The 12,664-nt window shown below is 51.5% G+C and carries 11 protein-coding genes; 1 reads left to right on the top strand and 10 read right to left on the bottom strand.

Annotated elements, in window-relative coordinates; genetic code table 11:
- Positions 1-8 precede the first annotated feature (8 nt).
- The 4 genes from prsR to VIN76_RS08320 form a co-directional block, all read right to left on the bottom strand.
- A complete protein-coding gene (gene prsR / locus VIN76_RS08305; RefSeq protein ID WP_332041371.1) occupies positions 9-1,391 on the bottom strand; it encodes a PEP-CTERM-box response regulator transcription factor in 1,383 nt (460 codons plus the stop codon).
- Position 1,392: 1 nt separating this feature from the next.
- Positions 1,393-3,480: an XrtA/PEP-CTERM system histidine kinase PrsK gene (gene prsK / locus VIN76_RS08310; RefSeq protein ID WP_332041372.1), complete on the bottom strand. Its 2,088-nt coding sequence runs from the start codon at positions 3,478-3,480 to the stop codon at positions 1,393-1,395.
- A gap of 9 nt (positions 3,481-3,489) precedes the next feature.
- Positions 3,490-4,878 carry a TIGR03013 family XrtA/PEP-CTERM system glycosyltransferase gene (locus VIN76_RS08315; RefSeq protein ID WP_332041373.1) on the bottom strand — a complete coding sequence of 463 codons (1,389 nt, stop codon included), beginning with the start codon at positions 4,876-4,878 and terminating at the stop codon, positions 3,490-3,492.
- A gap of 148 nt (positions 4,879-5,026) precedes the next feature.
- Positions 5,027-6,418, bottom strand: coding sequence for a helix-turn-helix domain-containing protein (locus VIN76_RS08320; protein WP_332041374.1), 1,392 nt, complete (start codon positions 6,416-6,418; stop codon positions 5,027-5,029).
- 304 nt (positions 6,419-6,722) lie between these two features.
- On the opposite strand from VIN76_RS08320, the gene VIN76_RS08325 reads away from it, so the two are divergent.
- A complete protein-coding gene (locus VIN76_RS08325) occupies positions 6,723-7,139 on the top strand; it encodes a hypothetical protein (RefSeq protein ID WP_332041375.1) in 417 nt (138 codons plus the stop codon).
- A 7-nt stretch (positions 7,140-7,146) separates the two neighbouring features.
- Here the strand turns inward: VIN76_RS08325 and VIN76_RS08330 are convergent, their stop codons facing one another.
- The 6 genes from VIN76_RS08330 to VIN76_RS08355 all read right to left on the bottom strand — a co-directional run bounded on the left by VIN76_RS08330 (position 7,147) and on the right by VIN76_RS08355 (position 12,553).
- Entirely contained in the window at positions 7,147-7,740 is a 594-nt protein-coding gene (locus VIN76_RS08330; protein WP_332041376.1) for a DUF3501 family protein, read from the bottom strand.
- 10 nt (positions 7,741-7,750) lie between these two features.
- Positions 7,751-9,082 carry a heterodisulfide reductase-related iron-sulfur binding cluster gene (locus VIN76_RS08335; protein ID WP_332041377.1) on the bottom strand — a complete coding sequence of 444 codons (1,332 nt, stop codon included), beginning with the start codon at positions 9,080-9,082 and terminating at the stop codon, positions 7,751-7,753.
- Between the two features lie 135 nt (positions 9,083-9,217).
- Positions 9,218-9,637: a rubrerythrin family protein gene (locus tag VIN76_RS08340; RefSeq protein ID WP_332041378.1), complete on the bottom strand. Its 420-nt coding sequence runs from the start codon at positions 9,635-9,637 to the stop codon at positions 9,218-9,220.
- A gap of 171 nt (positions 9,638-9,808) precedes the next feature.
- On the bottom strand, positions 9,809-10,180 hold the full coding sequence (locus VIN76_RS08345) for a hypothetical protein (RefSeq protein WP_332041379.1): 372 nt from the start codon (positions 10,178-10,180) through the stop codon (positions 9,809-9,811).
- Positions 10,181-10,214: 34 nt separating this feature from the next.
- Positions 10,215-11,543 carry an amidohydrolase gene (locus VIN76_RS08350; RefSeq protein WP_414696315.1) on the bottom strand — a complete coding sequence of 443 codons (1,329 nt, stop codon included), beginning with the start codon at positions 11,541-11,543 and terminating at the stop codon, positions 10,215-10,217.
- Between the two features lie 224 nt (positions 11,544-11,767).
- Positions 11,768-12,553: a 3-hydroxybutyrate dehydrogenase gene (locus VIN76_RS08355; protein WP_332041380.1), complete on the bottom strand. Its 786-nt coding sequence runs from the start codon at positions 12,551-12,553 to the stop codon at positions 11,768-11,770.
- Positions 12,554-12,664 lie beyond the last annotated feature (111 nt).

Genomic DNA, 12,664 nt, shown 5'->3' on the forward strand with positions numbered 1-12,664 from the left:
CCATCAATTCAGCTCGCCTGCTGCAACTGATATTGCTTGAGCAGGTCATATAATGTCGGTCTGCTAATGCCCAAAAGCTTCGCAGCATTTGATATATTGCCATCCGTTTGCGAGATTGCCCGGATGATAGCGGTACGATCCGCTGCTTCTCTTGCCGCTTTCAGGTTAAGGAAATCGGCAACATTATCTTCTATCTCCTCAAGGTCGAGATCTTTTGCGACAATCATTTTACCATCGGCCATGATTACCGCTCGTTTGATCCGGTTTTCCAGTTCTCTGACATTACCGGGCCATTTCCATGCATTTAAGGCAGCCAGTGCATCGGGTGCGATGCCTTTAACGTCCGGATTGATTTCTGCGGAAAATTTCTTCTGGAAATGCCGGGCGAGCAGGCTTGCGTCACCGGACCGCTCCGACAATGGCGGTATCTTCACCACTATCTCTGCCAAGCGATAATATAGGTCTTCGCGGAAGCTGTTATTCCTGATCATTTCTTCAAGATTCTGGTGCGTGGCACAAACAATTCTGGTGTCTACCGGAATGGCTTTGCGGCCACCTATCCGTTCGATCACCCGTTCCTGGATGAACCGCAGCAGTTTCACCTGTAGCGGAAGCGGAATATCACCCACTTCATCAAGGAATAAAGTGCCTCCATTGGCTTGCTCAATCTTGCCCTCAGTCATCTTGACGGCCCCGGTGAAGGCTCCCTTTTCATGGCCGAACAATTCGGATTCCAGCAAATTTTCGGGGATAGCAGCACAGTTTATCGCAACAAAAGCATTGTCCCGGCGGTCGCTGGCATCATGTAAACCACGTGCCAGCAACTCCTTACCTGTACCACTTGCGCCTAACAGCATGACAGAGGCATTGGTATTCGCAACACGTTCAATCATCTGCGCGACTTTGAGCATTTCAGGGGCGCCGGTAATGATCCTGCCTAGCACTTTATGATTGCCGTCATTCTTTGCTGCAAGACTGGCATTTTCCAATTCCAGTTGCCTGACCTGAAAAGCCCGGCGCACGATTAAGCCCAATTCGTCAATATCCAGAGGCTTCTGGTAAAAATCCCATGCGCCGGCGGCAATGGCACGAAGCGCACTCTCTTTTTCGCCATGCCCGGACGCGACAATGATTTTGGTGTCAGGCTTCAGGCTGAGAATAGCCGCCATAGTGGCGAACCCCTCGGTGGTGCCATCGGGGTCTGGCGGCAGACCAAGGTCGAGCGTCACCACTCCGGGTTCTTCGGCGCGGAGCACATCGATTGCAGTATCGCGGTCGCCTGCAACAAAAACATCAAAGTCCTCATATGCCCATTTGAGCTGCCTTTGCAGTCCTGTATCGTCTTCAACAATAAGGAGTTTTTCTAGCGGCTTTTTGTCTTTACCAGACATGTCATGCAGCCCTTTCATTTACTTTATCTTCTTGGGTGAGCCAACTTGCCAATGGCAATATCAGGGTGAAACGACTCCCCGCCCCCTCTTTGCTCTCCACTTCAATCCTGCCGTTCATCGCTTTAGCCAAGGAACGTGCTTCATAAGCACCGATGCCAAAGCCACCAGCTTTGCTCGATGCAAATGGCTTGAATAGCTGGCTTCGGATAAACTCGCTCGACATGCCTACTCCGCGGTCCACAACCTCTATAGCAAGACTGAAACTGCGTCTTCGCGCATTGATCATGATTGACTGTCCCTCGGGACTGGCATCAATCGCATTCTGGATCAGATGCCCCAATATCTGCTCTACCCGCGCGGGATCGGCCATGACGGTGAGATCATCTATCTCCACACTCTCAATCTCATGAAGCAGTCGTTTTTTGTCGATGATGGACTGTAACAAACCAGCCAGCTTTATCGGCTTAGGCTCCTCTGGCCTCGCCTTGTTATGCTGGGATAATCGTTCCAGAAGACCGTTCATCTTATCCGCTGAATCCTGCAGAGTGGCGATCATGTCAGTTTGGAATTCAGGGTTGTCGGCATGCCGTTTTGCATTGCGGGCCAACAAACTGATCTGGCTAACCAGATTTTTAATATCGTGCATCACAAACGCCATCCGGCGGTTAAACTCATCAAAGCGCTGCGCTTCCAATAGTGATTCCTGGCTGCGTGCTTCGGCTAGATAGCTGGCCACTTGCCGCCCAACCACACGCAACATGTCAAGATCTTCCCAGTCCAATGTCCGGTTTATCCGCGGCCTTGCGAGCAAAACAATGCCGGCCAGCCGGTCGAAATGGACAAGCGGAACTGCTGCCCATGCCTGCGGATCATTGGTCATCCACTCTGGAATAGCGTCGGGATTTTCCCGCGCCACTTCGTCCGTCTGCAAAGAGTCAAATTCGATTATATGTCCCGTTTCTTCAAAAAACGGGATGGTGCCTGATGTGCAAGCTCGCGCCGGCACTTCTATAGTTGGCCAATTCCACCGGGATTGCAGGGACAAGCGACCGGAATCATCGGGCATGAGTAATATACCGGCAGGAGATTCGGTAATATCGGCAATCGCTTTGACAACCCGCTCATGAAATGGCGCGCTGTCAGGGCCTGGCCGCCCGATTGTGTTGGTGAATCTGATCCACTCCACACGGTAATCATAACGATGCTGGAAGAAATGCTTTGCCAGCTTGACCTTGAACCAGGCCCGAAATTTCCCGGATGGTAATAAAAGCAAAGCGGCAATGGACGTTCCGAAGATGAAACTGATCTGTGCAAGCCTGGCATAATCGCCGCCGATGATTTCCAGCGCCGTAGTGATAATCACCATCATCAAAAGATACCCGGCGATGGCGACAAGGGACAAAGAGCGAAACGCAATGCTTCGCGACAGTTTCAGCTTCCATTCGGTGTTGCGGACAGATGCCAATGCAAAAATTGGCGCGAGACATGCCATTGCTGGTCCTCGCATGGCCGTGAGTTCAGCCGGGAATTGCTGGGTTAAGTAGATGATTGTGAAGAGGTTCAGGTCATAGGTCCACATCGCCGCAAGCGAAGCCATCGGCAATCTGATCCCCCACCGCGTTTCAGGTGCTGAAACGGAGTATAGATTGTGCACCAATACCAAGGCGCCTACCGAGAACAACATACGGAGTACCACCGAGGTAAAGATTGTCATTCCCCCGATACGCGGGCTCTCAGCAAAAATGGGGATCAGGGAATCCACGACTATCTGACCGAGCAGTACCACTGCCAAGGCGACATAAATGATTTTGACCGCTGTAGGCTGATCCCGCCCCTCGCCTGATCTCAATAATATGAACATGAATATCAGCCAGCCCAGGTTTCTGATCGACTCAGCAAAACTGGAAATGAGCGAAAAGGCCCCCTCAACCGCGGTAGCTAAAGCCCAAAAACTCGTCCATGCGAGCGCCATCACAAGGGCAAACTGCGCTTTGTTCCGCTCGGTCTTACGCTGGAATTGCCAGATCGTTAGCGCCGCAAAAAGCGCCGCCGCCAAGCCATGACCAAATATGCTGATCTGGGTCATCATGCCATCACCTCAGCGTGCCCCATCAGGCCAGATTATGACCCGGATGGTTTGCAGCAAAATCAGTATGTCCAGAAACGGCGTATAATTCTTGGCATAATAGAGATCATATTCCAGTTTGTGCCGGCTATCCTCGATTGATGCGCCATAAGGATAATTGATCTGCGCCCAGCCGGTAATGCCCGGCTTCACTATGTGCCGCTCAGCGTAATATGGCATTCTGGTTTGCAATTCTTCAACAAATTGCGGGCGTTCCGGTCGAGGGCCAACAAAGCTCATCTCACCTTTCAAAACGCTCCATGACTGCGGCAGCTCATCGATGCGAACCTTGCGGATGAATTTCCCTATCCTTGTAATCCGCGGATCATTTTCCTCGGCCCACATCGCCTTGCCTGCCACTTCGGCGTCAGCGCGCATCGAACGGAGTTTAAGGATATTGAATCTCTGCCCGTAAAGACCGACACGTTCCTGTTTGAAAAAGGCGCCTCCTCTACTCTCCAGCTTTATCAGCGCGGCAAAAAGCAGAACGATCGGACCCGTCAGAATCAGCAGCAGCAGGCTCAGAACAATATCAAAGCTGCGCTTGAAAATCGTTGAAAGTCTCCGCCCGGAAGAAAATCCGTCTGAAAAAATGAACCAGCTGGGATTCACGCTATCCAGATCGACGCGCCCGGTTTCCCTTTCCATGAAACTGGACATATCGTTGACATGAACCCCGGTCGTTTTGATTGTCAGCAAATCCGCCACAGGTAGAGAATTTCTGCGTTCTTCCAGAGCCAGCACAACTTCGCTAACCCCCAGATTCATCACATGTTTCGGTAAATTTTCTATTTCAGAACGGTTAATGGCGTTTGTCACAATAGCAGGGCCATCGTTCATATTTACGAAGCCTCTGATGATGAAGCCGCTTTCCTGTTTGGTCGAAAGCTCGGCGATACGATTCGCTTTTGGCCCTGCGCCCAGGATCAAAAGATGGCGCTTGAATACGCTCATGTCCAATAGCGTGCCCAACACCATCCGGACAGCCATGAGAAGGCATATGGAAGACAGCATGGCATATAAGGAAATCGAACGCCAAAGAGTGATACCAGGTAACAAGAAAGCCATTAAGGACAGAAAAATAATGCCCAAAGATATCCCAACCAATATGCGGGCCGCAGCAAATCTGAGCGATTGCAACGCTTCCGCCCCATAGACACCGACAGCGATAAGAGCGACTTCAATTGCCAGAGAGAAACTGATAACCGGAAGCGGATGGTCATATATCGACCCTGCACTCATGCCGATTTGACTGGCACGGAATGCCCAGCTCGTTTCAGCGGCGAAAACAAGCAGGCAGAAATCCAGTAGCCCCAGAAAAAAGACTGGATAGGGTATATAATGTTTGAACAATCTGAACATTAAGCGCGCAATCTCTGGGTTGATCGCTTAGCTGATAGATAGAATTGTTTAGCTGTCGGTTAATTTTACACTCTTTTTCCAGCAAAGCATGAAACACCGTCACGAATGTTCAATTTCCCGACAGTGCCCGCCAATCGAACAAAGCTGTTCAATCGCCGACAAAGCTGTAAGGTGTCAGCCCGGTTTCCCGCTCATCAAATTTCATAGCCCGGCTTTTCGGAGGCATTGATCGCTGCGGGCACTGCTCCCTTGTGCAAGCCGGGCAGCCCAGCCCGATAGATGCTGCATTGTCGGCAGACAAATCCATCCCCCGCGCATGATAGAGCGTGGCGGCCAAATCTGCGGGCAGGCCAAGGCCAACAGCAAATTCGGGCGTGTAGCCACTTGCGCCTGCACCGAACCCTTCAACCGCACGGGACAGAGTAAACCATGTCGATCCATCTTCGAGTTCCAGCAGCTGGCTATGCACATCTAAAGGCCGGTCGAACGACTGGTGAATATTCCACAACGGGCAGCGATGGATAGTTTCAACCAACGGAGCATGGCTCGCTCCGGCAAAGCGTTTGGAAGCCAACCCGGACCGGTCAATCCGTATCATGAAGAATGGCAGACCCCGCGCGCCCACACGTTGAAGCGTGGTCAACCGGTGCGCGACTTGTTCAAAACTGGCTCCAAAGCGCCGTTGCAAGACCTGGATATGATATCCGGTTTGTTCACATGCCCTTAAAAACCGTGCATAGGGCATCATTAAACTTGCGGCAAAGTAGCTCGACAGATGACGGCGATAGAGGCGTTGCGCCACTTTATCCTGGAAATTAGCCCCTGAAATCAAGCTCTCAATTTCTACCTGGGCTTCAATTTCTCCTAGCAATGCTGCGGCCTGAAAAGTGCGGGATGCCGGGTCAAGCATTTCCGAAAGCTGCAACTGGCGCGCGTGCAGATCCAACCGGCGCAATGTTTCCGGCAAAACAGCCTGTGGTAGCACCCTTATCGTAAGCTGATGCTTGACCCTGAGCCTCTCGGCAATGGCCCCGTATAAATCGGCCGCGCCTAGCCGCAAATCATCGGCCAGCGTCTCCGCTTCCGCATCAAGGTCCGGAAAATGGTTGCGCCAACGTTCTATTTCCCCGCGCACCAGTTTAATTGGATCTGTTATTTCAGGGGCACTCCCAACCAGCCCTGCGGAGCGGCTGTCAAACAACCTTACAAACGCTTCCGCAGTATTCGGTGCCGCGGTCAGCCATTCCTCCAGCTCCGCCCTGTCTATTGCCAGATCATCGAACATCGGATCGGCCAGCCGTCTGCCAATCCCGTCCACACCTCCACCGGGTTGATCTGCAACCAACTGGCGCGGGTCAAAATCAAAACGGTCTGCGAGCAATAGCATCAGCCGCGCACTTAACGGGCGTTGATTGCGCTCTACCAGATTCAAATAGCTGGGAGAAATATCAAGCGCATCGGCCAATGCCACTTGAGTCATATTCGCCGTCCGGCGCAGCCGTCGTATTGCCGCACCCGCAAAAAGTTTTCTGTCTGCCATGACGGGCATGTATGTAAATAATTTTACAAATTTTCAATCTGAAATGATAATAGTCACTTTATTTTCAACATATTTTGTAAATTACCTTTGCGTCTTCCACGAATATAGCCTTAATAAAATACAACCCGGTCATTTCATGGTCGATTCACACACAGTTTCCTGGGGAGGAAAAGCTATCCGTCGGAGCCTTGCCGCTCCGGCGGATTTTTTTGAGCGGCGGAAAGGCCGTATGTTCGTCTGTAAGGCTATTTTAACCCTGATCGTCTAGTTTCTCCGGATATAACTTTAGTCTCCGGTGAGCATCATGATTAAAAAAGCGGCTCTTTTTGTCATTTCAGCAGCGTTTCTGGTGTATTTCATCGCCCCGGTAGAGGAGGAACAGAAACCTCAGCCAACTGAAATAAAAGCCGAACAAAAGCCGGTATCCGCTCCTTCGAAAGATGCGGATTATTGGGGCGACGACGCATATGGCGAGGATAGTGACGAACAAGAGTTTGTATTTGGCGAACCGATGATGAGCACCGATCCAATCATTGATACGGATGAATTTACTGACAACCGCAGCGAAGATGGATCCGGTGATGAACGCGAAACCGCGTCAAGTTCAACAAATTCATCACAGAACCGTCCTTCCGCACCGGCAAAAAGTCGTCCCATTCATAGCAGCAGCCCCAAACCGGGCGAGTTAGGCAGCGCGGAAAACCCGATCCTTCTCAACTGATCCTATCTTAGTCCAGATCCCGTGCCATATCTCGGCGAGCGTCCTCCCCGATAACAGCTGCGTGGCCATAATTGGGATGATCGATCTGGATCATTGCCTGCCTCTCACCGCTTTTCCAATCCTTCGCTTGGTCGGCAGTTAACGGGAAATGCAGAAACTGGACCGCGCTCGCCTTGCCGTCGGCGCGGGTGCGGTCAATGTCCTGCTCCGGTTCCGCAGTGATTTTGTGATCGCCAATGATCAGATGAATATGCTTATCCACACCGCCCAAAGTCTTTAAAAAAGCAGTGCGGCGCTCTTCATCGTCAATTTCGAACATCAACGTCGCTGTAAATTCAGATCCGTTAGGAATCATTGGATTATAAGCTTCCAATTCATCAGCCAGTTGCTCGTCACCACCTTTTTCAATCCGGAGCATTTCCTGGATTTGCAGCCACATGCTTTCCCAGCTTTCAAAGTGGATAGTCGCATAAGGTCCGACGGACAATCGCCGGAATTTTTTGCGCAAGATGTTTTCCTGACGCTTTTCCGCTCTGATCGTTTCATAATCGCTAAGTGAAAGAATATCGTCTTTGGTTATCACATGTTTGTCACGGGGCATTTCTAGTTCCTTAAAATCCATACGCCTTTGCAAGCAGTTCAATGGGATGCCCTATCCGTTCGGGCACTTTGGACTGGCCGCCAGATTCCATGACCTGCTTAAGATGCGGGCCGGCCAGTGGGCATTCACTTACCATATAATCCGGATCATTCTTGGCAACTGAACGCGCGGCAGGACGACCAACCTTCACAGCCTTGTCAAAATTATCTTTGAAGATACCCCATTTACCGCCATGTCCGGAACACCGCTCTGTAATGGTGGGCTTTGCCTCCGGGATCAGCTTCAGCATTTCCATCGCTTTCGGCCCCATATTCTGGGCTCGGCTGTGACAGGCAAAGTGAACGCCAATTTGTGCGTCCATAGGTTCTATCGGCATCAAACCGCATTCCTTTGCCAGTTCGACAACATATTCGCTGAGATCACGCGTTGCGAGAGCAAGTTTTTTTACTTCTTCATTCTCTGGCAGGATCAAAGGCCATTCAAATTTCATCATCAAAGCGCAACTCGGCGTTAGCGCAACAATGTCATAGCCGTCATCTATCAACGGAGAAAAATGCGCCGCCACCATTTCCGCAGAGGATGCTACTGCCGGTAGGTCGCCATTTTCAAGCTTTGGCATTCCGCAGCAGCCGGGATATTCAATCAGCGTCTTCACACCGTTATGCGATAAAACATCCAGTGCAGCTTTGCCTGATGTCTGGTCATTGAAATTGCCGTAGCATGTCGCGTAAATCGCAGCTTTCTTTCCGAACGCCGGTGCATCGGCATTGGGAACGGGGCCGCCGCCAGCATGTTTATGGGTCAGCGGCACATCTTCAAATTGCGGCAAATGCGCGCGCTTATCAATACCGGCAACTGTCTCAAGCAGACCGCGGGTCAAGCTATTATCTTTTCTGGTAGCCCAGTTGGCGGCACCCGCCACAACACCGGCAAGTTTGGCATTGCGGTCGATCTTTGCCAATTCCTTGTCAGCAAAGCGCGTATTGCCCTTGCGATTCTCAACAGCACGGTGACGAAGCATCAGATGGGGGAAATCGAGGTCGAATTCATGCGGGGGGACATAGGGGCATTTGACCATGAAACACATGTCACACAGGGTGCAGGCATCGACGACTTTCTTCATGTCGTCAGCGCTCAGGTCATCGACCTCTTCATTGGGGCTTTCGTCGATCATGTCGAACAGCTGCGGGAAGCTATCACAAAGGTTAAAACAGCGACGGCAGCCGTGACAAATATCGAAAACGCGGCGCAGTTCCTTGTCCAGCGCCTCTTCATCGTAGAAGGATTCTTCCTGCCAAGCTATGGGGTGACGCATGGGCGCGTCCAAACTGCCTTCCTTCATGACATGCTCCAATCGTGCACCTAGACTTGCGGCTCCGTATCAGCGGGATACGAGCCAATGCTTGCGAAAGTGCCGCGAAGTGACCAATTTACGGATCAGTCGCGGCACTAACATAATTTCTTTTATTTAAAAGACTTAAGCGTCCAGTGTATCCAGAGTTTTCTGGAATTTACCTGCGTGGCTTTTCTCTGCTTTGGCAAGCGTTTCAAACCAGTCGGCAATTTCGTCAAAGCCTTCTTCGCGGGCAGATTTGGCCATACCGGGATACATATCGGTATATTCGTGAGTTTCCCCAGCGATTGCCGATTTCAGGTTGGCTTCGGTGTTGCCGATTGGTTCGCCGGTTGCCGGATCGCCAACTTCTTCAAGATATTCGAGGTGACCGTGTGCGTGGCCGGTTTCACCTTCTGCGGTTGACCGGAATACAGCAGCGACATCGTTATAACCTTCAACGTCGGCTTTCTGGGCGAAATAGAGATAGCGGCGGTTGGCCTGGCTTTCACCGGCGAACGCTTCTTTCAGGTTTGCTTCCGTTTTCGTTCCTGCGAGTCCCATGTTCTTCTCCTTTAAGGGTGTGATTAGAGTGACGCCGATTATTGAAATCGGGTTGGGCAAATAGATACTCTTATTTGGCCACGCTCTCCACCTGATTTTTTGATCGAGTGCAATCGATAAAACCGATTAATAACATGCGACTTATTCGCAATAGCGATAATTACAGCCCTGTTAACAGCGCTTCAAAACATATCTATCAGGTTCAATTATAAAGGAAAAATGGTCGTTTCCGGCGATCTCGACAGGGCCCTCCATCTGGAAGCGCCCTCCCGCTTCGCCGGTTTCCTCATCCACCGCCAAGTCGATGAGGTTCAATACCAGTCGCCCCTGCGTCCATTGCCACGAACCGGTCACATCTTCCGAAACAAAATTTCCGCCTTCAACGAAGGTCCAGTTGGTCGGCTGGTCACATGATTCTTCGGCAAAAGCCCAGCGTCCTTCAAAGAAAGAAGCGTCTACCGCATCGCCGCTTGCCAATGAAGGCGTTACCGCGATCAAGGTGGCCGTTAAAACACCCAGACCGGCAGTCGATACGGATAGCATTTTTTAGCACCCTTCACTAGTTTTACTGGCTGTATTAACCGCCCGGCTTCATGATGTTCAGCGCCGCGGCTGTCAACGCTTCCGAGCCGGTAGCGACAACTTTTTCTGCATCAGGTGCCCAATTGGGACTGTGGAGCGATGGCAGTTTTTTACCCTCTTTCTCCGCCGCCAGATATTCATCCATCGGAACACCGCCGACCCATATAATCATGCTTTTAATGCTTTCATCCGCCCGGCGATAGCGGCTGAAATCTTCGCCGCCCATGACTGGCTGCGCTTGCACAACCCGCTCTTTGCCAAAGCGCTGCTCAAATAGCGTCGCCATCTCTTTGGTAAATTCAGGGCTGTTATAGGTCGCAGGTGTATATTCATCCTCGCGTATGCTGACGATAGGCATTTTATCCTCGGGAAGACCGGCCGTCACCGCCTCCCCTCTTGCAATCCGTCTGATCCCGTCGAGCAACCTGGCGCGCGTTTCATCGGAATAGCTGCGCACGGTCAGCAACAGGTTGGCCTCATCAGGAATGATATTATGCTTGAAGCCTGCCTGAAAACTGCCGACTGTCACAACGGCGGAATCCTGCGGGTCAGTTTCCCTGCTGACCAATGTTTGCAATGCCCCGACTATGCGCGAAGCGATTACAATCGGGTCTTTGGTAGTATGCGGATATGCACCGTGCCCGCCCACACCCGGCACCGTTATATCCACACTATCGACATTGGCCAGAGCAAAGCCCGGTGCATAGCCAACATGGCCAGCCGGAGCGCCCGCAGCATCGTGAAAGGCGATAACATAATCGGGTTTCGGGAAACGTGTATAAAGGCCGTCTTCCAACATAGCCTTGGCCCCCTCCCCGGTTTCTTCCGCCGGTTGCAGGATCATTACCAGCGTTCCGGACCATTCATCCTTGCGCGATGACAATTGCCGCGCAGTGCTGACCCATCCGGTCATGTGCGTGTCGTGACCACAAGCATGCATCACGCCCGTATCATTTCCTTCGCGGGTTTTTGCCATAACCTTGGAAGCGAATGGCAGTCCGGTTTTTTCAACCAGCGGCAGGCCATCCATATCCGCCCGTATCATCACAGTCGGCCCGTCGCCATTTTTCATGACCGCAACCACGCCGGTGCCGCCAACTTTTTCCGTAACATCAAAGCCCAGCCGCCGCGCCTCTGCGGCCAGTTTTGCAGCGGTTTTAAACTCTTCGCCGCTTAATTCGGGATTGGCATGAAGGTCGCGGTAAATTTCCATCAGTGACGGCAAGTCAGCCTTGATCGCATCGGTCAACGGATCAGCCTGTGCCTGTGTGCTAAGCAAAACACTTGTTGCAGCCATTAAGGCCATTTTTGAAAATCTGCGCATAACTGTCCCCAAACCATTATATTATCTGGTTGAACCTATAGGCAAAACTACCGCTTGCAAGCTATTATTTGCAAAGTGGCGGGGATCAGGGTTTATCCTTTTGGACGGAGAATACCAAGAGAGGAAGATACCGTCAGTGATGAGCTTGTCGAACCACGTCTATCGACCTAGGGCTGCCCTTTGACAAGCTCCGGACTAACGGAAATTACTCGTCCTAAACACATTCATTGTGCCGTCCACCCTCCATCCACAGACAGGTTCGCACCCGTAATCGCGCTTGCTTCTTCCTTGCAAAGGAACAGCGCCAGCGCCGCGACCTGTTCGATCTGGACAAACTTCTTGGTTGGTTGTCCGGCCAGCAGCACATCATTCATTACTTGTTCGCGCGTCATGTTTCGCGCTTTCATTGTATCGGGGATCTGGTTTTCCACCAACGGCGTCCAGACATAGCCGGGAGAGATTGTGTTAACGGTAATGCCTTGCTGAGCGACTTCCAGCGCGACTGTTTTACTAAAGCCCGCAATCGCATGTTTAGCGGCATTATAAGCCGATTTATAAGGGCTTGCGACCTTGCTGTGCATGGACCCTGTGTTGATAATCCGTCCCCAGCCGCGCTCTTTCATGGCGGGCAAGACCGCTTTGGTGGTGTGGAACGCGCTGTTGCAGATAATGTCCATGATGGCGTTCCATTTTTCTTCCGGAAACTCGTCCACAGGGGCGACATGCTGGATACCTGCATTGTTTATCAATATATCAACCGGACCAAGTTTTCCCGCGCACTCCGCTGCCATCTGGCGGATTTCTTCGGGCTTAGTCATATCGGCGTTGCTATAAGCAGCCTTTGTCCCACTCAGGCTTTCCAGCTCCTGACGCAGCGTTTCAATTTCGTTCGCATCGCCAAAGCCGTTTATCATGACGGCTGCTCCTTCCGCTGCCAGAGCCTTGGCATAACCGCCGCCGATTCCGGAAGTTGACCCTGTAATCAATGCCGTCTTACCCTTCAGAAACATGTTTTCTCTCCTTTGCGCGACCTTAAAACACCCGGGAATGACTGCAATGCAAATTTGTAAAAACTATGGTTCCGCGCTTGCACTTTTATAAGATTCAGGCGAATTAAGCTG

It is taken from the genome of Parasphingorhabdus sp., assembly GCF_036568145.1.
Classification (GTDB): Bacteria; Pseudomonadota; Alphaproteobacteria; order Sphingomonadales; family Sphingomonadaceae; genus Parasphingorhabdus.

Excerpts from the sequence above, each read along its gene's own strand:
- prsR (WP_332041371.1), bottom strand. The coding sequence starts at position 1,391 with ATGTCTGGTAAAGACAAAAAGCCGCTAGAAAAACTCCTTATTGTTGAA.
- prsK (WP_332041372.1), bottom strand. The coding sequence starts at position 3,480 with ATGATGACCCAGATCAGCATATTTGGTCATGGCTTGGCGGCGGCGCTT.
- VIN76_RS08315 (WP_332041373.1), bottom strand. The coding sequence starts at position 4,878 with ATGTTCAGATTGTTCAAACATTATATACCCTATCCAGTCTTTTTTCTG.
- VIN76_RS08320 (WP_332041374.1), bottom strand. The coding sequence starts at position 6,418 with ATGGCAGACAGAAAACTTTTTGCGGGTGCGGCAATACGACGGCTGCGC.
- VIN76_RS08325 (WP_332041375.1), top strand. The coding sequence starts at position 6,723 with ATGATTAAAAAAGCGGCTCTTTTTGTCATTTCAGCAGCGTTTCTGGTG.
- VIN76_RS08330 (WP_332041376.1), bottom strand. The coding sequence starts at position 7,740 with ATGCCCCGTGACAAACATGTGATAACCAAAGACGATATTCTTTCACTT.
- VIN76_RS08335 (WP_332041377.1), bottom strand. The coding sequence starts at position 9,082 with ATGAAGGAAGGCAGTTTGGACGCGCCCATGCGTCACCCCATAGCTTGG.
- VIN76_RS08340 (WP_332041378.1), bottom strand. The coding sequence starts at position 9,637 with ATGGGACTCGCAGGAACGAAAACGGAAGCAAACCTGAAAGAAGCGTTC.
- VIN76_RS08345 (WP_332041379.1), bottom strand. The coding sequence starts at position 10,180 with ATGCTATCCGTATCGACTGCCGGTCTGGGTGTTTTAACGGCCACCTTG.
- VIN76_RS08350 (WP_414696315.1), bottom strand. The coding sequence starts at position 11,543 with ATGCGCAGATTTTCAAAAATGGCCTTAATGGCTGCAACAAGTGTTTTG.
- VIN76_RS08355 (WP_332041380.1), bottom strand. The coding sequence starts at position 12,553 with ATGTTTCTGAAGGGTAAGACGGCATTGATTACAGGGTCAACTTCCGGA.